This is a genomic window from Streptomyces ficellus (genome assembly GCF_030406405.1).
Taxonomy (GTDB): Bacteria; Actinomycetota; Actinomycetes; order Streptomycetales; family Streptomycetaceae; genus Streptomyces; species Streptomyces ficellus_B.
In genome coordinates, this window is sequence record NZ_JAUEPL010000040.1 from 22,587 (window position 1) to 46,042 (window position 23,456).

The 23,456-nt window shown below is 71.2% G+C and carries 19 protein-coding genes and 1 tRNA gene; 13 read left to right on the forward strand and 7 right to left on the reverse strand.

Annotated elements, in window-relative coordinates; genetic code table 11:
- Window positions 1-81 precede the first annotated feature (81 nt).
- From QWM81_RS23075 to QWM81_RS23105, 7 genes are all read left to right on the forward strand, one after another.
- On the forward strand, window positions 82-549 hold the full coding sequence (locus QWM81_RS23075) for a hypothetical protein (protein WP_290114218.1): 468 nt from the start codon (window positions 82-84) through the stop codon (window positions 547-549).
- Between the two features lie 118 nt (window positions 550-667).
- Window positions 668-1,747 (forward strand): DNA cytosine methyltransferase, encoded by a 1,080-nt coding sequence (locus QWM81_RS23080; RefSeq protein WP_290114219.1) that lies wholly within the window; start codon window positions 668-670, stop codon window positions 1,745-1,747.
- A complete protein-coding gene (locus QWM81_RS23085; protein WP_290114220.1) occupies window positions 1,744-2,637 on the forward strand; it encodes a bifunctional DNA primase/polymerase in 894 nt (297 codons plus the stop codon). The genes QWM81_RS23080 and QWM81_RS23085 overlap by 4 nt, the downstream gene beginning before the upstream one ends.
- The gene (locus QWM81_RS23090) at window positions 2,634-3,044 is read left to right on the forward strand and encodes a hypothetical protein (RefSeq protein WP_290114221.1); all 411 of its coding nucleotides are present in this window, start codon (window positions 2,634-2,636) and stop codon (window positions 3,042-3,044) included. Before QWM81_RS23085 ends, QWM81_RS23090 begins: the two co-directional genes overlap by 4 nt.
- On the forward strand, window positions 3,041-4,183 hold the full coding sequence (locus QWM81_RS23095) for a DUF3631 domain-containing protein (protein ID WP_290114222.1): 1,143 nt from the start codon (window positions 3,041-3,043) through the stop codon (window positions 4,181-4,183). The genes QWM81_RS23090 and QWM81_RS23095 overlap by 4 nt, the downstream gene beginning before the upstream one ends.
- Window positions 4,184-4,367: 184 nt before the next feature.
- Window positions 4,368-4,553 (forward strand): helix-turn-helix transcriptional regulator, encoded by a 186-nt coding sequence (locus tag QWM81_RS23100; RefSeq protein WP_290114223.1) that lies wholly within the window; start codon window positions 4,368-4,370, stop codon window positions 4,551-4,553.
- Window positions 4,554-4,613: 60 nt separating this feature from the next.
- Entirely contained in the window at window positions 4,614-5,990 is a 1,377-nt protein-coding gene (locus QWM81_RS23105; protein ID WP_290114225.1) for a tyrosine-type recombinase/integrase, read from the forward strand.
- A gap of 137 nt (window positions 5,991-6,127) precedes the next feature.
- Here the strand turns inward: QWM81_RS23105 and QWM81_RS23110 are convergent.
- Together QWM81_RS23110 and QWM81_RS23115 are read right to left on the reverse strand one after the other, a co-directional pair.
- A tRNA-Ser gene (locus QWM81_RS23110) sits at window positions 6,128-6,212 on the reverse strand.
- Between the two features lie 273 nt (window positions 6,213-6,485).
- A complete protein-coding gene (locus QWM81_RS23115) occupies window positions 6,486-10,487 on the reverse strand; it encodes an nSTAND1 domain-containing NTPase (protein ID WP_290114227.1) in 4,002 nt (1,333 codons plus the stop codon).
- A gap of 406 nt (window positions 10,488-10,893) precedes the next feature.
- Between QWM81_RS23115 and QWM81_RS23120 the strand changes: the two genes are divergently transcribed.
- On the forward strand, window positions 10,894-11,817 hold the full coding sequence (locus tag QWM81_RS23120; RefSeq protein WP_290114229.1) for an FkbM family methyltransferase: 924 nt from the start codon (window positions 10,894-10,896) through the stop codon (window positions 11,815-11,817).
- A gap of 29 nt (window positions 11,818-11,846) precedes the next feature.
- Here QWM81_RS23120 and QWM81_RS23125 read toward each other — a convergent pair whose 3' ends face one another.
- From QWM81_RS23125 to QWM81_RS23135, 3 genes are all read right to left on the reverse strand, one after another.
- On the reverse strand, window positions 11,847-12,605 hold the full coding sequence (locus QWM81_RS23125; protein ID WP_290114230.1) for a glycosyltransferase family 2 protein: 759 nt from the start codon (window positions 12,603-12,605) through the stop codon (window positions 11,847-11,849).
- A gap of 8 nt (window positions 12,606-12,613) precedes the next feature.
- Window positions 12,614-13,402 (reverse strand): GntR family transcriptional regulator, encoded by a 789-nt coding sequence (locus tag QWM81_RS23130; RefSeq protein WP_290114231.1) that lies wholly within the window; start codon window positions 13,400-13,402, stop codon window positions 12,614-12,616.
- 363 nt (window positions 13,403-13,765) lie between these two features.
- Window positions 13,766-15,292: a S1C family serine protease gene (locus QWM81_RS23135; RefSeq protein ID WP_290114232.1), complete on the reverse strand. Its 1,527-nt coding sequence runs from the start codon at window positions 15,290-15,292 to the stop codon at window positions 13,766-13,768.
- Window positions 15,293-15,480: 188 nt separating this feature from the next.
- Here QWM81_RS23135 and QWM81_RS23140 point away from each other — a divergent pair, with 188 nt between their 5' ends.
- From QWM81_RS23140 to QWM81_RS23150, 3 genes are all read left to right on the forward strand, one after another.
- Complete coding sequence (locus QWM81_RS23140; RefSeq protein WP_290114233.1) at window positions 15,481-16,290, forward strand: glycerophosphodiester phosphodiesterase; 810 nt, start codon at window positions 15,481-15,483, stop codon at window positions 16,288-16,290.
- A 53-nt stretch (window positions 16,291-16,343) separates the two neighbouring features.
- Window positions 16,344-16,958 carry an ATP-binding protein gene (locus QWM81_RS23145; RefSeq protein ID WP_290114235.1) on the forward strand — a complete coding sequence of 205 codons (615 nt, stop codon included), beginning with the start codon at window positions 16,344-16,346 and terminating at the stop codon, window positions 16,956-16,958.
- A 208-nt stretch (window positions 16,959-17,166) separates the two neighbouring features.
- Window positions 17,167-18,132, forward strand: coding sequence for a DUF5926 family protein (locus QWM81_RS23150; protein WP_290114236.1), 966 nt, complete (start codon window positions 17,167-17,169; stop codon window positions 18,130-18,132).
- A gap of 247 nt (window positions 18,133-18,379) precedes the next feature.
- Here the strand turns inward: QWM81_RS23150 and QWM81_RS23155 are convergent, their stop codons facing one another.
- Complete coding sequence (locus tag QWM81_RS23155; protein ID WP_290114237.1) at window positions 18,380-18,961, reverse strand: hypothetical protein; 582 nt, start codon at window positions 18,959-18,961, stop codon at window positions 18,380-18,382.
- Window positions 18,962-19,133: 172 nt separating this feature from the next.
- The gene (locus QWM81_RS23160) at window positions 19,134-19,817 is read right to left on the reverse strand and encodes a bifunctional DNA primase/polymerase (protein ID WP_290114238.1); all 684 of its coding nucleotides are present in this window, start codon (window positions 19,815-19,817) and stop codon (window positions 19,134-19,136) included.
- A gap of 618 nt (window positions 19,818-20,435) precedes the next feature.
- Between QWM81_RS23160 and QWM81_RS23165 the strand changes: the two genes are divergently transcribed.
- The gene (locus tag QWM81_RS23165) at window positions 20,436-21,866 is read left to right on the forward strand and encodes a PP2C family protein-serine/threonine phosphatase (protein WP_290114239.1); all 1,431 of its coding nucleotides are present in this window, start codon (window positions 20,436-20,438) and stop codon (window positions 21,864-21,866) included.
- An 84-nt stretch (window positions 21,867-21,950) separates the two neighbouring features.
- A complete protein-coding gene (locus QWM81_RS23170; protein ID WP_435372429.1) occupies window positions 21,951-23,441 on the forward strand; it encodes an aminopeptidase P family protein in 1,491 nt (496 codons plus the stop codon).
- The last annotated feature ends 15 nt before the right edge of the window (window positions 23,442-23,456 follow it).

Sequence of the window (23,456 nt, forward strand, 5' to 3'; positions counted from 1 at the left end):
CAGCGCCCCCGCACCCCCTCCACAGCACCCCCGGCAGGGGGTGCCTCCACCTCCCTGGCCACGCGCCGGAAGGGATTCCGCATGCACCCCAGCCACCGCCCCAACGCGCCCGCCGAACGAACCGTGACCGCCTACCAGCCGACCCCGATCACGCCCGCGGCCGTCGTGCAGCCGACGCCGATCGTGCCCGTCCAGCCGGGCGCCATCCCGGCGGTGGCGAGCGTGGTCCTGCCCGACGGTCGGGTGGTCACCGGCTACGCCATGCACCCCGTGCAGTCGGAACCGATCGCCGCGAAGCCGGCCGTCTCCCGCGCGGCGGTGAACGTCGCCCTCGGGGGCGTCGGGTTCCTCGCCGTGTGCGGCGGACTGCTGCTCCTCACCACGTTCATCACCGCACTCACCGCGCTGATCACCCAGCTCATCACCCTCGCCGCCGTCATCTTCGGCGGCTGGATCGCCGTACAGGTCTTCAGCGCCAACCGCCACGGCAGCGGGACCACGGTCAACATCCGCAAGGCCGTCATTAAGCGCAACCACTTCTACCAGTAGCTACGCCAAGGGCGGCCCCTACCTCTCGCCAAAGAACGCGGGGCCGCCCTTGCCAACCAGTCGAGATCAGACCTGTTGGAGGTCTCCCAGCATGACCCAACCCACCACGATTCGGCGAGTGCCCGGATCGCCGCCGACGATCGTCGCCCTGTGCGCCGGCTACGGCGGACTGGAAGCCGCGATCCGAGCCCACATCGGCGGCCAGGTCGCCGCCTACGCCGAGAACGACGGGCACGCCGCGACCGTGTTCACCGCCCGCCACCCGGGCGTGCCCAACCTCGGGGACATCCGCAACGTCGACTGGGACCAGGTCCGGCACGTGTTCCGGCCGGACGTGATCGGCGCCGGTTTCCCCTGCCGCAACACCTCCAACGCCGGACGAAGGGACGGGATCAATGGCCAGTGGTCACGGGTCTGGAAAAACGTCGCTCAGGCTGTGGGCGTCGTTCGACCGCGCCTCGTCTTCCTGGAAAACGTGGCGGCGCTCCGCTCGCGGGGGCTGGACGTCGTCGCCGCGGACCTGGCCGCGATCGGGTATGACCTGCGGTGGACATGCGTACGCGCTGGTGACTCCGAAACCGGGGCGCCGCACGAGCGCGACCGCTGGTTCGCAGTTGCCCATCCCGCTGATGCCGACCCCCACCAGCTCGGACGGCACTGGCGGCCCCGGAACGTCACCGAAGCGCAAGGGTGGGATGAACCTGCGCACCGCCGTGACGAAGCTGCCACCGCCCCCGCAGGAGCAGTGAGCCTGCTGCCCACCCCGGCGGCCCGCGACTGGAAGTCCGGGGCGTCGAACCTGCTCGACCGCAACGCCCGGCCGCTGAACGAGGTGGCCGTGAACCTGCTCGCCGGCGTGGACACCACACCGTCCGGGCCGGTCCGGCTGGACGAGCGGTGGGTGGCGAGCGATGGCACGGACTACGGGCCCGCGATCCGGCGTTGGGAGCGCATCACCGGACGTCCGGCGCCGTGCCCGACCGAACCGGGCACGCGTGGGAACCGGCGGCTGTCGCCGCTGTTCACCGAGTGGATGATGGGCCTGCCTGAAGGATGGGTCACCGCCGTGCCCGGCATCTCCCGCAAGGAACAGCTCAAGATCCTCGGCAACGGCGTCGTGCCCCGCCAGGCCCACCACGCCTATGGCCTGCTGCTGGGCGCCTCCGCGACCAAGCCGGCGTGGGGGGTGGCCGCGTGAGCGAGCACCTGTTGCGTGCCGCCCTGGACGCGGCCGAACGCGGCTGGCACGTCTTCCCGTTGCGTCCCGGAGGCAAGCCGCCCGCCCTGCACGGCGAGCGCTCGTGCACCGGCACCGGCGAGTGCGCCAGCGGCCACCGGAAGTGGGAGCAGCGCGCCACCACCGACCCCGACCGCATCCGCGCCGCGTGGTCGCGGGCGCCGTTCAACGTCGGCATCGCCACCGGCCCCTCCGGGCTGGTCGTGGTCGACCTGGACACGCCAGAGCACAAGGGCAGTTCGGACGCGCCTGACGGCGCGACAACCTTTCGAGCGCTCTGCGAGCGCGCCGGGCACGCCGTCCCCACCACCTACCGCGTGCGGACCACCACCGGCGGAACGCACCTGTACTTCACCGCCCCGCCCGGCGTACGGCTCGCCAACACGGCTGGCACGGTGGCCACTTCGGTCGACACCCGCGCGTGGGGCGGCTACGTCGTCGCCGCCGGCAGCATCCTCCCCACCGGACGGTACGAGGCTCTGAACGCCCCTGAGACGGCCGCACTGCCTCCGTGGCTCCAAACCATCCTGCAACCCGCCCCCAAGCCGTCTGAGGCGCCCTCGGTGGCCGTAGCGGGGCAATCCCGCCGATATGCGGAGGTAGCACTCGCCGCTGAGACGCGGAACGTCGCCATAGCCCAACACGGCTCGCGGGAAGCCGCGTTGTTCCGGGCCGCGCGCGCCCTGGGACGGTTCGTCGCGTGGGGCGACCTCCCCCGGCACGTGGTCGAGCAGGCTCTTCAGGAGGCAGGCGAGGCGGCCGGACTCACCGTCTCCGAGTGCCGCTCGACCCTGCGCAGCGCCCTCAACTGGTCCATCACCCACAACAGCCGCAGGCGGGATGCGGCATGAGCGCCCCCTCCCGCCCCCACCTGAAGAGCCTCCCCACCACCCCGGACGGCCCGCAGGCCGCTCCACAGCCTGTGGACGCGGCGGCCGTAGGCGAGCCGAAAGGCGCCGCCCGCAAGGGCGTCCGAACAAGCCCTGACCCGCACACGACCGATGTCAGCGACCCCACGCCGGAACGGCCCGGCATCCGCATCTACGCCCCGCCCGTCTACCGCCACCACACCGACGGCGCCCGCTGGTCCAAGCGCTACAGCGACACCCCCACCGCCGCCTACGCCTGCCCCTGCGGACAGACCGACACCGCCACCGGCCCCAACTCCGTAGCCGCCCTGATCGCGAAGTACGAGGCGCACAAGCACTTCTGCACCGAAGCGCCCGCCGCGCTCACCGAAGGGAGGACCGCCGCATGACCACCATCGACGGCGCCGCGCTACTCAACGAGGTCGAAGCCTTCCACCGCCGCTTCAACGTCTTCCCCCACGAGGCCGCCTACGTCGCCGTGGCGCTGTGGGACGCACATGCCCACCTGCTCGACTGCTTCGACTCCACGCCCCGCCTCGCCTTCCTGTCCCCCGAGCCGGGATCGGGGAAGTCGCGGGCGCTGGAGATCGTAGAAACCCTCGTGCCGCAGCCCATGACGGCGGTCAACGCGTCGGCCGCCGCGCTGTTCCGCTCCGTGTCCAACCCCAACGGCCGGCCCACGATCCTGTTCGACGAGATCGACACGATCTTCGGCCCCAAGGCGGGGGACAACGAGGAGTTGCGCGGATTCCTCAACGCAGGTCACCGCCGAACCGGTGTCACCTACCGGTGCATCGGCGACGGCGGCAACCAGACCGTGCAGGCCTTCCCGTCGTACTGCGGGGTCGCGGTCGCCGGACTCGGCTCCCTGCCCGACACGATCATGACCCGGTCGGTCGTGATCCGGATGCGGCGGCGGGCGCGCAACGAACGGGTGGAAGCCTTCCGCGCCCGGATCCACGAGGCGGAGGGACACGCGCTGCGGGATCGGCTCGCCGCGTGGGCGGAACACGCCCGCGGGTTCGTCATGGGCGCCTGGCCGGACATGCCCGACGGCGTCAGCGACCGCCCGGCGGACGTGTGGGAACCCCTGCTCGCCGTCGCCGACGCGGCCGGCGGCGACTGGCCCGAGCGGGCCCGTGCCGCTTGCGTGACGCTGGTGACCGCGTCCAAGGCCAACGACAAAGGCAGCCTCGGAGTGCGGCTGCTCACCGACCTACGGGACCACGTCATGGTCGGTATCGACCGCCTGCCCACCGTCGCCATCCTCGACCGGCTCAACGCCCTGGACGACGCGCCGTGGGCGGACCTGCACGGCAAGCCCCTCGACAACCGGCGCCTGTCGCGGATGCTCGCGGAGTACATGACGGCGGACAACGAGCCGATCGCCTCCCGCAACATCAAGACCGCCGGGAGCGTGCTGAAGGGCTACTACGCCGCCGATCTGTGGGACGCGTGGGCCCGCTACTGCCCCCCACCCCCGGAAAGTCCGCTACCTCCGCTACCCGGCACCGAAAACACGGCCTGACCAGCCACAACGCGGTAGCGGCAAGCACCCAAATTTGCCGCTACCGCGCCGCTACCCATCCGCTACCGCTACCCCTTCCCGCTACCTCAAACAGGCCCCTGACCTGCGCGGTAGCGGCGGTAGCGGAAGTAGCGCCCCTCAGGGGGACCCCCAAGACGCCTCGCTCCGAGAAGGAGTCACCACCTTGGCTAGCACCGAGAAGCTCAAGCTGTCCGAAGTCCTCGAAGAGATCGAGATGAGCCGCGCCGCCTTCTACCGAATGCGCGCCCGCGGTGAGGCGCCGAAGCTCATCAAGTTGCCGAACGGGCAGCTTCGTTGCCGCCGCAGCGACCTGGACGCGTGGTGGGCCAAGCACGAGATCGCAGCCTGACCGTTGACCAACCGAAGGGACCCCGCCGCAGTGCGGGGTCCCTTCCCCTTAGGGAGCAAGATGCACAGCTATGACGTGCGCATTTGGAGCGTACGGAAGCGTCCGAGCAAGGCCGCTCCGTTCCAACTCCGTTGGCAGGTAGACGGGACAGAGCATCAGGAAAAGTTCAGCACCAAGACGCTTGCCGACGCCCGCCGCGCGGAGCTACTGACCGCGACCCGCAAGGGCGAGCCCTTCGACACGGAAACCGGGCTGCCTGTCTCCGAGGTGCGCGAACGGAACCGCACGAGCTGGTACGCCCATGCTCGCGCGCACGCCGCGCGAAAGTGGCCGACTGCGGCAGCGAAGCACCGCGCGAGCATCGCTGAAAGCCTGACCATCGCCACGATGGCTCTGTGCCCAGCGGGGAAGGGGCGCCCGGCGAACGACCTCTTGCGCCGTGCCCTCTACCAATGGGGATTCAACGCGGGCCGCCACGACCAGGATCCACCCGAGGCCGAGGCCAAGGCGTTGGCATGGGTGGAACGCAATGCGCCGGCCGTGGTCGACCTGGACAACGCCAAGCGCGTGCGCACGGTGCTTGAGCACCTAGCCATGCGACAGGACGGCAAGGCTGCCGCCGCCAACACGTTCCGCCGCCGCCGCGCCGTGCTGAGCAACTGCCTGCGCCTGGCTGTGGAACACGAACTACTGCCTGGCAACCCCCTGCACCGTGTGCACTGGGAGACACCCAAGGCGGTAGAGGAGCTGGACGTACGCAGCGTAGCCACGCCCGCCCAAGCGCGGGCCCTGCTCGACGCGGTCCGCGCGCAAGGTCCCCGCGGCGCCCACCTGGTCGCATTCTTCGCGTGCATCTACTACGCCGCGATGCGACCCGAAGAGGTGTCCATGCTGAGCGCCGACCAGTGCGACCTTCCGGCGGAAGGGTGGGGGCGGCTCATGCTCGCCGGCGCCCGACCGCAGGTGGGATCAGCCTGGACCGACGACGGAAAGCCGTACGAGGAACGGCAGCTCAAGCACCGGGCTCACCGCGCGGTCCGCCCCGTGCCCATCCCTCCCGTGCTGGTCGCCATCCTCCGCGCGCACCTCGAAGCGTTCGGCACCACGACCGAGGGCCGTCTGTTCAGCGCCGTGCGAGGTGGCCCGGTCCGGTCACAGGAGTACGGCGCGGTCTGGAAAGAGGCGCGCAGGAAGGCTTTGACAGCCGCGCAGGTGGCTTCCCCACTGGCCGCCATCCCGTACGACCTGCGGCACGCGTGCGTATCGTTCTGGCTCCGCTCCGGGGTGAGCCTGGCCGAGACGGCCCGGCGTGCTGGCCAAAGCGTCGCGGTACTCCAGCGCTACTACGCCAAGGTGCTGGACGGCGAGGAATCAAGGATGAACGCGCTAATCGAGCAGGGACTGGCAGAGAGCCAGAGCGGGACCGACTGGCCGTGAATCCTGGCCGCAGGTTGGCCGCACACCCTGGTCAGAGCTGGGAGACCGGTGAGTCAGGGTGAGACAAGGTCATGCAGAAGGGGTGCCGCTCCGGAGGATGGCACCCCTTCTGACCTGCAAGCTTCTGACCTGCTACGCGGTGGGTGTGGGATTTGAACCCACGGTGGCTCGCGCCACGACGGTTTTCAAGACCGTTCCCTTAGGCCGCTCGGGCAACCCACCTTCGCCCCGCTTCACCTGCCGCGGGGCGGGCTACAGCCTACCGGCTGGTGGCTCTGGCCTCATGTTCTCCGCAGGACATGGAAGCGCCCGACCGCTGGCGACGGGGGATGCACCAGCGATCGGGCTGTGGCCAAGACTAACAAGGCTGCTTGTGCGGTGGGAGCCGATCGCTCAGCCGCAACGACCTGTGATGAGCATCACGTACCCGGTCCGCTGACCGGAGGCACCCCGTCTGACGACCGGGGAGAGGCCGTTGGTCGTGCGGAGGCTCCGTTACTGGTCGCACGGAGGCTCGTACGAGAGGCGGGGCAGATACTCGCGCCATTTCTCCGGGGTCAGCACGCCGCGAGTGGTCGAGCAAATACGACGAATGGCCTCGTCGACGTCCAGATCCCACAGCCGCACGGTATCGGTCCCGCTCGACACTCCGAGCATGTGGTTGTTGGGGCTGAAGGACAAGAAGTTGCCTGTCTTGGCGTTGGGGCTCATCGATTGACCGATCGGAGCGGCCTTGGACGGGACGGTGACGTTCCAGAGTCGGACCGTGTTGTCGTTGCCGCCGCTCGCCAGGGTGCTGCCGTCCGGGCTGAACGTCAGCGACACGACCGCTTCCGTGTGGCCGGTGAGGGGAGAGCCCAACCGGGTCGCCTCGCGGGAGTCGGTGACGTTCCAGAGCCGGACCGTGTTGTCGTCGCTGCCGCTGGCCAAGGTATGGCCGTCCGGACGGTAGGCGAGCGCGTTGATGGGGCCGAGGTGTCCGGTGAGCGGCGCGCCGAGCTGGGCGGCATGACGGGGGTCGGCCACGTTCCAGAGCCGGATGGTGTCGTCCGCGCTGCCGCTGGCGAGCGTGCGGCTGTCCGGGCTGAAGACGAGGGCGTTGACGTAGCCCTTGTGGCCGGTGAGCGGAGCGCCAAGTGGGAGGAGATGGGACGGATCGCTGACGTTCCACAACTGTATGGTGCGGTCGTCATGGGCGGTTGCCAGCAGGCGGCCATCCTGGCTGAACGCCAGCGCGCCGGGGCCGGCGAACCGTGTGTGCAGCGCGACGGGCGGCCCATGAGGGACGGGCCGAGTCGGCACGGTGACATTCCACAGCTGCACCGCGCGGCTCCCCGTCAACACCGCGAGTGTGCGGCCGTCGGGGGAGACCGCCAGCGAACGCACGTCACCCTCCGCAGGCCTGAACGGCTTGCCCAGCGACACGGGCCGCTTGGGGTTCGCCACGTTCCACAGCCGAACCCTTCCGTCGCGCGCTGCTGTGGCGAGCACCCGCCCATCCGGGCGGAACGCTCCGATCCGGCCGATCATGTCCGACGTCGGGATCGACCACAGGCGGACCTTGTTGTCGCCGTTCCCGGTGGCGAGGGTTCGGCCATCGGGGCTGAAGCCCACGGCGTACATCTCGCCGCTGCTGCCTGCGAGTGGCTCGCCGACCTGGGACGGGTATGCCGGATCGCTGACGTTCCACAAGGTTGCCGTGCTGTCCGCGCTGCCGGCGGCGAGCATGGTTCCGTCCGGGCTGAAGGCCACGGACCATACGCGACCGGTGTGACCGGTGAGCGGCGCGCCGAGCGGTACGGCGTGACGTGGGTCGGCCACGTTCCAGAGCCGGATGGTGTCGTCCCCGCTGCCGCTGGCGAGCGTGCGGCCATCGGGGCTGAAGGCCACGGAGTGCACCGTGCCCGTGTGGCCGGTCAGCACCGTGCCGATCGGCGCCGGGCGACGCGGATCGGCCATGCCCCACAGCCTGATCGTGTCGTCGTCGCCACCGGCTGCCAGCGTCCGCCCGTCGGGGCTGAACGCCACGGAGCGCACGGCGTCGGTGTGACCGGTCAAGGCGCCGAGCGCCCCCGGACGGCGCGGGTCGGCCACGTCCCACAGCCGAACGGTGCGATCTTCACTGGCGGAGGCCAGAGTCTGCCCGTCCGGGCTGAACGCGAGCAGATAGATCGTGCCGTCGTGGCCGGTCAAGGGCGCACCGAGCGGCTGCGGGTGGCTGGGATCGCGCACGTCCCACAGCCGCACCGTGCCGTCGTCCGAAGCGCTCGCGAGGGTGCGGCCGTCCGGGCTGAATACCGCGCTGCTCACCCAACTCGTGTGGCCGGCCAGGGGCTTGCCCAGCGGTTCCGGGCGAGACGGATCGGTCACGTCCCACAGTCGAACGGTCCGGTCGTAGCCGGCGGTGGCCAGGACCCGCCCGTTCGGGCTGAAGGAGGTGAGGTAGACGGCGCCGGTGTGGCCGAGAAGCGGCGTGGCCAGCGGCGAGTTCACGATCGAGATCAATCGGTTGTTCGTGCCTTCGTCGTCCGGCCGCAAGCGGTGTGCCACCAGGTCGAGCTGAGCGGACAACGACGGGTCCGTGTACTGGACGCGATCGGCTTCGGCGACCACCTGCTCGAAGACGGCATCGTCCCGCTGCTGCCACGCGACCACCGCCGAACCGGCAGCCAGCATCGCCAGGACGACCAGCGCCGACACCGCACCACGGCTGAGCCAGACGGTGCGCCTGCGCAGCCTGACCGAAGCAGCCAGGAATTCCACCGCGCTCCGGGTCAGAGTGGCGTCACCGGCAGATGTCGCCCAGCTGTGGGCCTGCTCCAGACGAGAACCGCGGTAGAGCAGTGACGTGTCGCGGTTCGCGCCTTCCCAGGCCCTGCCGTCCTCCTCCAGTCGCTGGCGCAGCAGGTTTCCGTTCCTGTCCTCGTCGATCCAGTCGCGCAGGCGTGGCCAGGCGTGGAGCAGCGCTTCATGGGTGATCTCCACGGTGTCGGCGTCGAGTGTCACCAACCGGGCGTGAACCAGCGCTTCGAGTGACTCCTCCGTCTTGTCGGGGTCCGTCGACTCCTCCGCCAGTTGGCGCCGTATGCCGCGCCTGCGGGTGGCCTGGGTGTCTTCGCCCAGCCTGACCAGCCTGAGGAGGAGCAGTCTCGCGGCTGTGCGTGCTCCCGGGTCGAGGCTCGACCAGGCCCGCTCGGCGGTCGCCGCCACCGCTCCCTGGATTCCGCCCGCCGCGCGGTAGCCGGCCAGCGTCAGCCTCCCCGCCTTCCGTCGCTGCCAGGTGGCGAGCAGGGCGTGGGAGAGGAGCGGCAGCGCCCCCGCGCCGTGCCCTCCGCGGGGGCCGTCGGCGGTCACTTCCCGGACGATCAGCTCCGCAAGCCCCGGTTCGAGTTCCATCCCCACGGCTCTGGCCGGGCCGGTCACCGCTTCACGTAGCTCCGTGGTGGTCAGTGGCCCGAGCACCATGTGCCGGTGTTGCAGCGCGTCGGCCAGTTCGGGATAGCCGAGGCATTGCTCGTAGAAGTCGGCGCGTATGCCGAGGACGACGAGCACGGGGGCTGGGTCACCCGTGCCGGCGGGAGCGCACGCGGCGTGGAGGAACTGGATGAAGGTACGCCTCTTCGCCTCGCTGGAGCAGAGGGTGAACACCTCCTCGAACTGATCCACGATGACGACGGGACGGGCGGCGGAGGACGTCCGGCGTCGCGCCCATGCGGTGAAGGCCTCCCTCGCCACGCGCTCGACGTGCGGACTACCGCGCTCCTCCCCTGCGGACACGACGGGTGCGAGCTCAGGGATCCGGTGGGTCAGCTCCGCGAGAGGATCACCTCCCGGCACGAACTGGAGCACTTCCCTCGCCCGGCTGCTGTCGTCGCCCAGTGCGTCGCTCCGCAATGCGGGCACCAAGCCCGCGTTCAGCAGGGAGGACTTTCCCGCTCCTGAGGCGCCCACGAGCATGACCAGGCCACCCGTCCTCTCCGCTGCACGGAGCTGAGCGACCAGGGCGTCCGTGCTGCGCTGTCGGCCGAAGAACCACGGGGCGTCCTGCTGACGGTACGGAGCCAGCCCCCGGTAGGGGCACACACCACCGGGGACGGCCGGGGATTCGACCTGGGGTCGTTCCTCCTGTCCCGCGGATGCCGGGGCGCGGTCACCGACCGGGTCGGCGACCGCGCGCTCCCACAGGCGCTGCCACTGGGCCAAGTCGTACAGGCCCGTGGAAACGGGCTCGGGCCGCGAGCGCCGCGCTTCGGGAATCAGGACGTGCAGCACCGCCGCGAGGGCGGCGAACTGGGCGGGCACGTTCTTGGCCCGTCGCCAGTCGCTGATCCGCTGAGCGGACACCCGCACGGGCCGGCCACGTTCGTCGACCCGCTGAAGCCGGACGACCGCCTCGGCCACGCGCTTGAGGGGAGGGTTACCGGCCTCCTTGTACAGCAGCGCGAGACGTTCCGCGAAGGCTGTGCGTGCCCCTGAGTCGGAACTCAAGGCCTCCACTCCTTACTTCCCCCGCACCTGGACATCCGGACCGGAAAACTCACCCTATCTGGCTGACCTGCGGTTAAGTCGTTGGTTCGGTGCCGGAGCCTCCTCGGTGGGAGCCACGGCTGGCAGGATCTCGACGCAGCAGCGCGTCTCCGGGCGTCGCCCAGCAGACCCCGGGGCCCGCCCTTACGCGATCCGCGCCGGTACGGCGCGGATCGACGCCGCCGTCTGGTTCGGCACCGGTCCGCACGTGGGGAGGGACCGGTGCCGAACGACACGGCCCTGGAGGCGCGTAGGTCGGTACGGGGCTGTCCGGCCTGGGTGCGATCGCATGCCGTTCGCACCCAGCCAACGCTCCCGACCAGGACACAGCTCTGAGCGCTACGGTTCCGGTGAATCCCTGCGGAGAGGCGAGCGGATGCACACCCCCGTGTCAGAGCTCCTGGTCACCCTCGGCCGTGGGTACGTACGCGGTGCGCCCGGCTCGGTCGGCAAGGCGCTGCTCGCCGGCCGGTTCCTCAACCCGCGTCTGCGTGCACATCCCCGCCGACGCGTCGCCCGTACCACGTCCGGGGCGCGGATCGCCGTTGACACCCAGGACCTCATCCAGCGGTACCTCTACCTGTTCGGCGTCTGGGAGCCGCACATGACGGGCTGGCTGCGGCGGCGGTTGCGCCCTGGGGACACGTTCATCGACGTCGGTGCGAACATCGGCTACTACAGCCTCCTCGCAGCGCAGCTCGTCCGCGAGGAAGGCCAGGTCACCGCCATCGAGGCGTCCCCGGGGTTCCACCGGCGAGTCCTCCGGAACATCGCGCTCAATGAGTACGGCAACATCCGTGCGGTCAACGCCGCCGTGTCGGACACCGACGAAGCCCTGACGTTCGTGCTCGCCAGCTCCGCCAACCTGGGCGCGAACAGCATCGTTCCCTATGAGGGGCCGGCCGAGTCGTCCTTCGAGATCGAGGCCCACCCGCTGCCGGATCTCCTGAGTCCACGGGAGATCACCCAAGCGCGCGTGATCAAGGTGGATGTCGAAGGCGCGGAGGGAAGCGTCGTGCGGGGGATGGTGCCGATGCTGCCCCTCCTCCGTCCTGACGCGGAGATCACGGTGGAGGTGACGCCGGAGCGGATGGCGCTGCTCGACGACTCCCCCGACGAGCTCCTGGCGACCATGCGGGACCACGGCTTCCATCCGTACCGTCTCGTCAACGACTACACGCCGGAGAGCTACGTGACGGCGCTCCACGGGGGTTCGTCCGTGCCGGAGCGCCTTGTCGGGCCCCTCACGGGCGAGACGGACCTGATCTTCTCCAGGGTCGACGCGGACACCCTGCCCTGACGCACCGTCGCTCGCCGGCAGAAGCAGCCTCAGCGCTCAGCGGGGTAGCGCCACTGAAAGCCGGCGAGCGTCCGTGCCCGGGCCTCCACGACCGCCATACGAGCGTCGCGCTCGGCCGCGTCGGTGTGGGAGGCCTGGCTCGTGGCCTGGCCTGGCCACTTGCGGTACAGGAGGCCCACCTCCGAGGAGAACCAGCCACGGCTCGTGGCGTTCAACGCCATCAGCAGTCCGGTGTCCTCGGACGCCGGGAGGGCCATCCAGCCGCCCACCGCGAGGAGCAGGTCCCGGCGGATGAAGAGCGTCGCGGGGTGAACCTGGGCGCGGAAACCGTTCGCCTTCCAGTACTCCAGGACGGCGCCGCGCTCGACCGGGCCGGGCTCCGGGTCGCCGGGGAAGCCGGCGGTGGAGCCGTCTGGCAACAGGTCGAGCACACGGGAGGTCGCCCAGCCGATCGACGCGTCCGCTTCGAGCGCGGCCAGGTCGCGGGCAAGCACCCCGGGGACCAGCTGGTCGTCGGCATCCAGGACCTTGACGTACTCGCCGTCCGCGTGGGCCATCGCCATCATGCGCGCGACACCCGGACCGCCCGGCCGGCCCTGATGGAAGGTCACCCGCTCGTCGTCAGGGACGTGAGGAGCGACCTCCTCGCTCTTGCCGTCCTCCTGGATCACCCAGTGCCACTCCCAGCCGTCGGGGAGTTCCTGCTCACAGATCGACCGGTACGCGTCCGGCAGAAACCGGGCAGACGGCGCGTGGACAGCGGTGACGATGATGACGCGCCGGCTCACGGCAGCATTCACCACCTTTCCAGGTGAGTGGTGAAGAGCATCTCCGTACGGTCGCCAGGCAGCGTCACGTCGGAGATCTCCACCGCGCGGTTGTCCGTGTCGTAGGAGATCTTGCGGAGGACGATGACCGACGTCCCCGGCGGAAGCTCCAGTTCCTCGGCCTCTTCAGGGGTGGGTGGGTGGGCGGTGACGCGTTCCTCGATACGGTCCAGCTCGATGCCCAGCGTGAGGAGCTGGCTCTGGGTACCCCCCGGCCACGGCTCCTTCGTCTCGTCGAGGAGATCCGGGTTCTCGGCGACCATGTCGCGGATGAGGTAGGAACTCACCAGGGCGAAGGGGGCGGTCTCCACCGCGTACCGCGTCCGGTAGACCCGCTCGACCAACGTCGTGCCCTCGGCGACTCCGAACGCCTCGGCCAGGGACTTGTCGGCCTTGGCCTCGCCGTACGAGGCATGGAAGACGAGATCGTTCACCTGAAGCCCGGTGGCATGCTCCGTGGCACCCGTCCGCAGGCGCTCCTGCTCGGGCTCGCGCGCGCGGTTCTTCTCCCATTGGTGGCGCAGGTTCGTGCGGAGCACGCGAGTCCGCGGCTTCCGGACGAAGGTGCCGCGGCCGTGCTGCTTCTCGATCAGCCCTTCGTCCTGGAGAAGACGGAGCGCTTCCCGCACGGTCGGCACGCTCCGCCTGTGTCGCGCGGCCAGGTCCGTCTCGGCGGGAAGCCGATCTCCCGGCCCCAGCTGACCTGCGCGGATGGCGTCTCTCAGCTCGTCGGCGATCCGCTCGTACGCCTTGGCCATGTGGTGCTCACCGCTCCGGTAGGGGACGACGCCAGCATACGAGTCCTCATGAGGTCTTGATGACTTGCGAGCCTTCAGGGAAAGGCGGGAAGGGAGAAAGGGGAAAGGGGGAAAAGAGGGAAGAGGCGGGACACGGTCGGAGAGCCGGGCATGCCGGAGGGGCTGCCGACGTCCTCGGCAGCCCCTCTCACGTGCAGCGTCAGCCTTCAGCGCTCAGCGTTCCCCACCGCGGGAAGTCCCTGTCATGGGCCCCGAATGCCCAGAGGAAGTTGCTCGCGGATTTCCCGACCCTTCCCTTAGGCCGCTCGGGCAACCCACCTCGCCGCTGCCGCCCGGAGGACTGCGCGGGGACAGCCTGGCCGGTCAGCTGTCGCCCTTGCGCTGGCCCAGGGTGACTTCGGCCGTTGACTGCTTTCCGTCGCGTTCGTAGGTGAGAGTCACCTTGTCGCCCGGCTGGTGGGTCCAGATTTCGCTGATCAGGGTGGGGCCGCTGTCGATGGCCTTGTCGCCGAACTTGGTGATCACATCGCCCGCCCTCAGGCCGGCCTTCGCCGCCGGGCCGTTCGGGACGACCGCCGGGGTGCCGCCTTCGCCCTGGTCGGCGATTCGGGCGCCCTCGCCCTCGTCCGTCATGTTCACGGTGGCGCCGATCACCGGGTAGACCGGCTCACCGGTTTTGATCAGCTGTTCGGCGACGTTCTTGGCCTGGTTGATCGGGATCGCGAAGCCGAGGCCGATGGAGCCCGCCTGGGACTGGCCCAGGCCGCCGCTGCCGGCCGACTGGATCGCGGAGTTGATGCCGATCACCGCGCCGCGGGCGTCCAGCAGGGGGCCGCCGGAGTTGCCCGGGTTGATGGAGGCGTCGGTCTGCAGGGCGCTCATATACGAGTTGCTGCCGCTGCCACTGCCGTCACCCGAGGCGACCGGGCGGTTCTTGGCGCTGATGATGCCGGTGGTGACGGTGTTGGACAGGCCGAACGGCGCGCCGATCGCGATCGTCGAATCGCCGACCGCCACCCGGTCGGAGTTGCCCAGGGGGAGCGGCGCGAGGCCGGAAGGGGCGTTCTTGAGCTTCAGTACGGCGACGTCGTAGCCCTCGGCGCGGCCGACGACCTGGGCGTCGTACTTCTTGCCGTCGGAGAGGGTCACGGAGAGGTTGCCGCCCTCCGCAGCGGAGGCCACCACGTGGTTGTTGGTGAGGATGTGGCCTTCCTTGTCGTACACGAAGCCGGTGCCCGTGCCGCCCTCCCCGGCCGAGCCGCCCGACTTGGCCTCGATGGTGACGACGCTCGGCAGGGCCTTGTTCGCCACCGCGGCGACGGTTCCCGGCTCCCGCTTGAAGTCGGCGGGCGCCTCGCCCGCGGCGACGGTGGTGGAGCTGGTGCCGTCATTGCGCTCGGCCGCCCAGTAGCCCACACCGCCGCCGATGCCGCCCGCGACGAGCGCGGCGGCCAGGACGGCGGCGACCAGTCCACCGCCGCCGGAACGTTTACCCCGGGACTCGGCGGCGGGCGGGAAGCCGGCGCCCCAGGTCGACGCGGCGTGCGGGGGCGGGGGCGGCGGCGGCCAGCCCCCTGCGGCGGGGAGCTGCTGGGTCTGGGGGTGGGGTTGGGTCCGAGGAGCGGCGGCGTGCGGCTCCGGGTGCGGTGCGGCCTGCGGGTACGGGGGCGCGGCGGCGTGCGGCTCCGGGTGCGGTGCGGCCTGCGGGTGCGGGGGCGCGTCGCGGTGCGGCGCGGCATGCGGGGGCGTGAGGGGGCGCTCGGGCAGCGGTGCCGTGGTGTCCGGCGCCGGGGCCGGGGCCGGGGCCGGTTCGTGCGCGGACGGCGAGGGCGGCGCGGGAGGTGTGGACGGGGCGGACGGAACCGCGTTGCCGTCGTTCTCGGTGCTCACAGCTCGTTCTCCTCGGGGTTCCACGTCATCTTTCGGCAAGAGTCCGCTGTGCAGGTGTCTGCGGTCAGCTTTTCCCACAGGCTGTCAGGCCACTGTAAGCCGGAGCTGTGCATATCCGGGCGAATCTTTATTTCCGACAAAACGGATGCCAGTCGAAGAGGGCGGAACAGCGGTGGCACCATGACGCGGTGACCCACGCACCGCAGCACACGATCGAGGTCGTCGCCCACCGAGGCGCCTCCGAGGACGCGCCCGAGCACACCCTCGCCGCGTACATGAAGGCCATCGAGGACGGCGCGGACGCCCTGGAGTGCGATGTGCGGCTCACCGCCGACGGCCACCTCGTCTGCGTCCACGACCGCCGCGTCAACCGCGTCTCCAACGGCCGCGGCGCCGTCTCCGCCCTGGAGCTGGCCGACCTCGCCGCGCTCGACTTCGGGACGTGGAAGGGCCGGGAGGAATCCAACGAGAGCCCCGACCGCGGTGACCCCGCCCTCACCTCCGTACTCACCCTGGAACGCCTGCTGGAGCTCGTCGCCGACGCGGGCCGGCCGGTCGGCCTCGCGATCGAGACCAAGCACCCCACCCGCTGGGCCGGCCAGGTCGAGGAGCGGCTCCTGCAACTGCTGAAGCGGTTCGGGCTGACCGATCCGCGGCCCGGCTCCCCCTCCCCCGTACGGATCATGAGCTTCTCCGCCCGCTCGCTGCACCGGGTCGCGGCGGCCGCGCCCGCGATCCCGACCGTGTACCTGATGCAGTTCGTCACGCCCCGCGTGCGCGACGGGCGGCTGCCCGCCGGCTCCCGGATCGCCGGCCCGTCCATCCGCATCGTCCGCAACCATCCCGCCTACATCGCCCGCCTGCGCCGGGCCGGTCACCACGTCCACGTCTGGACCGTCGACGAACCCGAGGACGTGGAGCTGTGTGCCCGGCTGGGCGTGGAAGCAATCATCACCAACCGCCCTAAGCAGGTCCTGTCCCAACTGGGCCGCTTTTAACACCAGTTACAAGGAGTGCTCCGGCGCGTTCGCTCCGTGTCCGACCGTGTCGAGTGCGTCACCACACACCGGTTGGCCGGTTTCCGGTCCAGTCCATTGGGGCATCCACACCGTGGCGTGGGGCAAAGGAGGTCTCGGGGGTGGCGTTGGTGGTGGCACAGGAGGTGCCCACGTCGTCGAGCATGGCCGTTCCCCATGGCCCTGCGGGCGTGGGTGTGGCGCGAAACCGTATGCGCGAGGAACTCAACCGCAGCGGTATGGCCGAATCGGTCGTCGACGATGCCGTACTGGTCCTTTCCGAACTGCTCAGCAATTCCTGCCGACACGGCAGGCCGCTGGGCCGGGCGGAGGTCGGTGACGGTGACATCCGCGCCGCCTGGCGCGTCGACAAGCGCGGCGCGCTGACCGTCGAGGTGACGGACGGCGGTGGTCCGACCCGCCCGGTTCCGGCCACGCCCTCGGTCACCGCACGGGGCGGCCGGGGGCTGAACATCATCAACGCGCTCGCCCAGGACTGGGGCGTACGCGACGGCGCGTCCGGCGAAGTGACCGTGTGGGTGGTTCTCACGGGAGGCCATCGGCGCGACGACTTCGCTACGCGCGTCACTGCGCCCGGCTTCGATTTCCTGGACGCGTACGAGGCGTACGAGGCCTACGACGCGGACTGACGCGCAGCGACGCCGACCGACGCAGACCGGCGCGGAGCGACGCCGACCGACACCGACCGACGCGGACGCCGCTCATCACGCGCTGGGCACGGACCGACCCGTACGACACGGACCGACCCCGGCGGTACGGCCTGACGGCGGCTTCCGTACGGCTAGGCTCGCGGCCGACACAGCACTGCCGCACAGCCGTTACGGGAGAAGCCACACCATGGGCAAGAAGCGACCCCAGACCAAGGCCGGAAAGCCGCAGCCGACGGACGCCGGAATTCCGGTCGTCGGGGCCCGCGAGCCCTGCCCCTGCGGTTCCGGCCGCCGCTACAAGGCCTGCCACGGCCGGGCGGCCGCGCAGGCGGTGACCGAGCTGGTCCAGCGCCCGTTCGAGGGCCTGCCCGGCGAGTGCGACTGGGTCGCCCTGCGCGAGCTGGTCCCCGCCGCGACCGCGACGCTCCACCTCAAGGGCGGTCTGCCCGACGACGTACCGTCCGTGACGCTGGCGACCGTCCTGCCGATGGCCTGGCCCGCGCTGCGCCGCGACGACGGCTCCGTGCTGCTCGCCCTGCAGAACGACACCTCGTCGGGCGACCTGAGCCGGGACCTCGCCGACACCCTCCAGCGCGCGCTGACCGCCAAGCCGGGTACACCGGTTGCCGCCCAGCGGGTGCCGGCCGATGGGCCGCGCCTCCAGGACCTGATCGACCCGGACGCCGGTTTCGAGCCGGTCGTCCACTCGGGCTTCGAGTTCTGGGTGCCGGACTCCGAGAACGCCGCCCCGGAGGTGGCCGCGTCCCTGGAGCGCGCCAACGCCGCGGCCATCCCGACCGTCAGGCTGGCCGGCGTGGAGGCCGCCTACTGGTGCGAGACCCCCGAGAAGAACCACCTGCGCTGGGTCATGCCGCACCCCGAGGAGCAGTTGCTCGACGCGCTGGCCCGGCTGCACGCCGCCGGCCGGTCGTCGCTCGGCGAGGGCACCCGGCTGGTCGGCTCGTTCCGCGCGCACGGCCTGGTGGTGCCGGTGTGGGACCTGCCGAGCGCGATGGGCGCCAAGGAGTGCGAGCAGCCGGCCGCCGAGTTCGCGGAGCGGCTCGCGGACGCGCTCGCCACCGACGCGCCGCTGACGGCGGAGGAGCGCCGGGCACGCGGCGGGCTCACCAACCGCCAGGTGACGCTGAGCTGATGCCGGGGGGCGGAGGCGGTGGCGGTGGCGGGGGCCGGACCGGGCCCGTGATCGACATCCCGACCGGTTGGTGACCTCCGCCACAAACCCCGCGCCGAAAGCCAAATCCCTGTCCGAATAACCGAGATCGAATTTGCGAATAGCCGATCTCTTGTTACGGTGCTTGAAGCCCGGTCGCTGGTGCATCCCCCGTCGCCAGCGACCGGGCGCTTCCATTTCCGCGGAAGCCGAGGTTCCGGTACAGCCCTCAACTGGCCGCCGGTACCGGCGAGTTGCTCCCCGATCGCAGCAGCAGCGGGCTCTCTTCCCCCGCACCGTTCTCCGCGAACTCCGCCACCGCCGAATATTCGCCCGGCTTACCGCGCGACGGCTCCCGTGGCGTCTCACAAGCACCCGGCTCATCGTCCGCCGGTACGGCGCAATGCGTTTGTACGGTGCGGCCGCCGGGGGCCATCAGGGTGAGTACGGAGTCCAGCTCCTCGCCCGTCGCGTTGCGGTAGTAGGTGCGCGCCCAGGTGTCGCGGCCCTCGGTCAGTACGCACGTCTGTGCCTCGACCCCCTCCGGCGAGGCCACCTCCGGCCCACAGCCGGCGGTGGCCCCCGTGGAGGAGTGCGTGGCGGGGGCGCCGGTTCCGGCCGCAAGCTCCGGCGCGGACGCCCGAGGCGCCGCCGCGGCCACTGCCGGAGCCGGAGCCGCCGCCGGAGCCGGTTCGGACGACGCGGCGTCAACGGCGGCGCCGGGGCTGCCGGTGGGTCCGGCGGACGCCGCCAGCGGCAGGAGCGCGGTCGACACCACGACCGCCCCGAGCCCGATCACGCGGAGATTCATGGTGGACCCCACCTGCCAACTGCCCGGGAATTCTTGACGACGCGGCGACGATATCGACGCACGACCGGCGCCCGGGATGCCGTGCGCCCGTTTCCCGTACAACTCGGCCCCGCTCACACCCGTACGAGTGACGTACGCACGTCGCCGGGCGGACGGGACTTTGCGGACCGACCTAGTAGCGCAGTCGGCTCCCGCCGTCCGGTGCGCTCGTGCTCGCCTCGACCAGCGCGTCCACGACCGCCTCGACGTCCGGCAGCCAGGGCGACGCCGAGCCGTTGAGCGGCGCGCGCTCCCAGCGCACCTGGCCCGTAGCGGTGTCCGAGGGCGGCAGCACGAGATAGCCGCCCTCGCCGTGGAAGCGCAGCGAGCTGGGCACGCAGTCCTTGGCGTACAGCAGCTCGCCGAGCTGTTCGAGGGTGTACGGAGCCACCAGCAGCGACCAGCGGGTGGGCGTCGCCACCACCGGGCCCAGCCGCATCTCCATCGCGTCGAGCGCGGTCAGCGCCCGCGCCCCCGCCACCGCGGGCAGGCTCACCGCGCACGGCGCGTGGCCTCCGGTGGCCAGCACCACCGGGGCGTCCGGGCGGTTGCCCCACCACCAGCGCACCATGCGCTCGTCAGCGGTGGCCGCGAGCAGCCCGGGGTCGAAGGGGTGTGCGCCGGGTACGACGCACTCGGGGTCCGGACAGGCACAGCCGCGCTCCCGGTCGCCGCGGCTCCCGGCGGCCGTGAGTCCCACACCGGGGAGTACGGGCCAGTGCCACTCGGCGGCGTACAGGAGCGCCGCGTCCAGATGGGCAGGCCTCCTCTTGCGCCGGAACCGGAGCCTGCGTCGCCTTCCGAGGATCTCGCGCATGAGCGCTCGTTCCTTTCCGTTGAACGCCGAGGTCATCCACATCACACAATGTGTGCGTCACTTCTCTGTGCGTACGAGCCGGCGCGTCACCGCCCCTTGCCGGGTGGCAGGACCGACCCCCTTCGCCTGCGGCAGGGAACACCGCCGGGGGCCGCCGAGCATGGGTTCCATTAAACGCGTGGCGAGGGGTGGCGCGCCCATGGCGCGCACTGGCTGTCCCGCTGTACTTGTCCCCGCCACTCGGGGATGGGGCGCGGCCTTCGGCGGTTAGGACGCCAGCGCTCCCCGCCGGGTTCCGGGCTCGCCCCAACTGCCCCTGGCCATCACCGTGTACGTACCCAGCATGCTCGGGATGACGCCACCCTCGGACCGCGTCTGCCGACGCCGCCTCCGGGAGGTGCCCCCGTTCGAACGGGCCTCAGTCGACCGCAAATCCTGTTCATAGGGGCCATTTTTGAGCCAAGTTAGGGCTCTCGTAAATACCGCGCGTCCTGCCGTGACAATGCTGGACATGCCCTTACTTCTGCGTGTAGATGTGGTTGCAGTGACAGCTGCGCAGATTGACAGGGGGTTTGCGATGCTATTGAGCGAAACGCACCCGTCGAAGAGCCGGCTGCCATGACCGCCCCTCACCTGCCGAAAGTGGCTGGAATCGATCCCGCGGTTCCGGCGCCCGCCCACACTGCGGCACCCCTCCCGGGCATCCCGACCCCGCCCGCCGCACCCGGCGCGATGATCCAGGACAAGCTGGCCGGCTGGGTCTCGGACCTCACCACGCTGCACGAACTCACCGAACGCCTCACCCGCACCGGCACCCTGGACGACGCCCTCCAGGAACTGCTGCGCGCCGGGGCCGCCCTCGTCGGCGCCCGCCGTGGCATGGCCGTCCTCGAACCGGCCGACGGGCTCGGCCCCACCACCACGATCGGCCTCGGGCTCGCCCACGCCGACCTCGGCACCATCGAGACGGTGCCGCGCAGCGCCACGTCCTACGGCCGCATCCTGGAGGGCCTGGGCGAGGGACCGCCGCCGGACGCACGGCCCGCGCAGGGGGCGACGGCCGAGGGGCCCGTCGCCGTACCCGACCTGTTCGCCGACGAGGCCCTCGACCCCCGCCACCGGGAGGTCGCCGCCCGCCTCGGCTACGCCGCCAGTTACGCCGTGCCGCTCGCCACCGAGTCGGCCGGGAAGCTGGGCGCCGCCGTCTGGCTGTACGACGAGCCGGCCGAACCGGCCGAGGGGCGGCGCCATCTCGTCGGCCTCTACGGCCAGTACGCCTCCCAGCACCTGGCCCGCCTCCTGGAACTGGAGCGTGGCCGCGCCAGGATGGCCACCATCGCCGAGGAGCTGCTGCCCAGCCGGCTGCCGCGCGTCTCGGGCATCCAGCTCGCCGCCCGGCACCGCACCGGACCCAAGGGCGGCGGCGACTGGTACGACGCGCTGCCGCTGCCCGAAGGCGCGCTGGGCATGGCGGTCGGGTCGGTCTCCGGGGCCGGGGCGAGCGCTCTGGCCGCGATGGGCCGGCTGCGCGCGTCCCTGCGGGCGTACGCCGTGATGGAGGGTGAGGACCCCGTCGCCGTACTGTCCGATCTGGAGCTGCTGCTGCGGCTGACCGAGCCCGCGCGGTCCGCCACCGCCCTCTTCGCGTACGCGGAGCCCGCCGGGGCGCCCCATGCCGGAGGACAGGGGAGGAAGGTCACCCTGGCAGGGGCGGGGCACACGCCGCCGCTGATCGTGGGCGAGCGGCGCACCGAGTACGTCGAGACGTCGCTGTCGGCGCCCCTGGGGATGCTGGCCTGCTGGGAGGCGCCGAGCGTCGAGATCACCCCCGAGCCCGGGGAGACGGTGCTCCTGTATACGGACGGGTTGCTGCGGCGTACCGGGGAGTCCATGGACCGGGCCTTCGCGCGGCTGCACGCGGCGGCGGCGACCGTGCCGGCGGCCGACCGGGCCGATCCGGGCGCCATCGCCGACCATGTGCTGAGGACGCTGCTGCCGGACGACTCCGGGGACGAGGACGTGGTGATGCTGGCGGTCCGCTTCGAGTGACCTGAGCCGACACGTCCTGAGGGGCGGTCTTCCGCACGACCGTACGATGGTGAAGGTTCAGTGTCGTACCAGAGGAGGCGGACCGTGGCCGAAGAGCTCCCCCCGGAGACCCCGGAAGCTCTGCCAGACCATGCTGCTGACGCAGCGGGCGACGAGCCCATCAAGCAGCGCAAGAACGGCCTGTACCTGGGCGTGTCCGATGAGCTCGCGGAGAACATGAAGTCCGGCTGGGCCGACACGGAGCTGCGCGACCTCACTCCCATCCCCCAGGCCGACCGCACCGCCGCCCGGCGCGCCGCGCTGTCCGCGCGCTTCCCCGGCGAGCGCCTGGTCATTCCCTCGGGGAACCTGAAGACGCGCGCGAACGACACGGAGTACGCCTTCCGGCCGTCGACCGAGTACGCCTACCTCACCGGCGACGACACGCACGACAGCGTCCTGGTGCTGGAGCCGAACGGCAGGGAGGGCGGCCACCGGGCGACGATCTACCTGCTGCCGCGCTCCGACCGCGAGAACGGTGAGTTCTGGCTGGACGGCCAGGGCGAGCTGTGGGTCGGCCGCCGGTACGCGCTCGGCGAGGCCGAGCAGCGGCTCGGCATCCCGGCGAAGGACGTGCGCGAGCTGCCGGCGCGGCTGCGCGAGGCCACGGGGCCGGTGCGCAACGTGCGCGGGCACGACGCGGGCGTCGAGGCCGCGCTCACCGACAAGGTCACCGCCGAGCGCGACGAGGAACTGCGGGTGTACCTCTCCGAGGCGCGCCTGGTGAAGGACGCCTTCGAGATCGGCGAGCTGGAGCGGGCGTGCGCGTCCACCGCGCGCGGCTTCGAGGACGTCGTACGCGTCCTGGACAAGGCCGAGGCGACCAGCGAGCGCTACATCGAGGGCACCTTCTTCCTGCGCGCCCGCGTCGAGGGCAACGACATCGGATACGGCTCGATCTGCGCGGCCGGGCCGCACGCCACCACGCTGCACTGGGTACGCAACGACGGCCCCGTGCGCGCGGGTGAGCTGCTGCTGCTCGACGCCGGTGTGGAGACCACCACCTTCTACACGGCGGACGTGACGCGGACGCTGCCCATCAACGGCCGCTTCACCGACCTCCAGCGCAAGATCTACGACGCGGTGTACGACGCGCAGGAGGCGGGCATCGCGGCGGTGAAGCCGGGCGCCAAGTTCCGCGACTTCCACGATGCCGCGCAGCGCGTGCTCGCCGAGCGGCTCGTCGAGTGGGGCCTGATCGACGGCCCCGTGGAGCGCGTCCTGGAACTGGGCCTCCAGCGCCGCTGGACCCTGCACGGCACCGGCCACATGCTCGGCATGGACGTCCACGACTGCGCGGCCGCGCGGACCGAGACGTACGTGGACGGGACCCTGGAGCCGGGCATGTGCCTGACCGTCGAGCCGGGTCTGTACTTCCAGGCGGACGACCTGACCGTGCCGGAGGAGTACCGGGGCATCGGCGTCCGGATCGAGGACGACATCCTCGTCACCGAGGACGGCAACCGGAACCTGTCGGCCGCGCTGCCGCGCCGGTCGGACGAGGTCGAGGCGTGGATGGCGGGCCTGAAGGGCTGACGCGCGCACGGGTGT

Coding starts and splice junctions, on each gene's coding strand:
- QWM81_RS23130 (WP_290114231.1), bottom strand. CDS start 13,402: ATGGCCAAGGCGTACGAGCGGATCGCCGACGAGCTGAGAGACGCCATC.
- QWM81_RS23090 (WP_290114221.1), top strand. CDS start 2,634: ATGAGCGCCCCCTCCCGCCCCCACCTGAAGAGCCTCCCCACCACCCCG.
- QWM81_RS23150 (WP_290114236.1), top strand. CDS start 17,167: ATGGGCAAGAAGCGACCCCAGACCAAGGCCGGAAAGCCGCAGCCGACG.
- QWM81_RS23165 (WP_290114239.1), top strand. CDS start 20,436: ATGACCGCCCCTCACCTGCCGAAAGTGGCTGGAATCGATCCCGCGGTT.
- QWM81_RS23075 (WP_290114218.1), top strand. CDS start 82: ATGCACCCCAGCCACCGCCCCAACGCGCCCGCCGAACGAACCGTGACC.
- QWM81_RS23105 (WP_290114225.1), top strand. CDS start 4,614: ATGCACAGCTATGACGTGCGCATTTGGAGCGTACGGAAGCGTCCGAGC.
- QWM81_RS23155 (WP_290114237.1), bottom strand. CDS start 18,961: ATGAATCTCCGCGTGATCGGGCTCGGGGCGGTCGTGGTGTCGACCGCG.
- QWM81_RS23095 (WP_290114222.1), top strand. CDS start 3,041: ATGACCACCATCGACGGCGCCGCGCTACTCAACGAGGTCGAAGCCTTC.
- QWM81_RS23120 (WP_290114229.1), top strand. CDS start 10,894: ATGCACACCCCCGTGTCAGAGCTCCTGGTCACCCTCGGCCGTGGGTAC.
- QWM81_RS23160 (WP_290114238.1), bottom strand. CDS start 19,817: ATGCGCGAGATCCTCGGAAGGCGACGCAGGCTCCGGTTCCGGCGCAAG.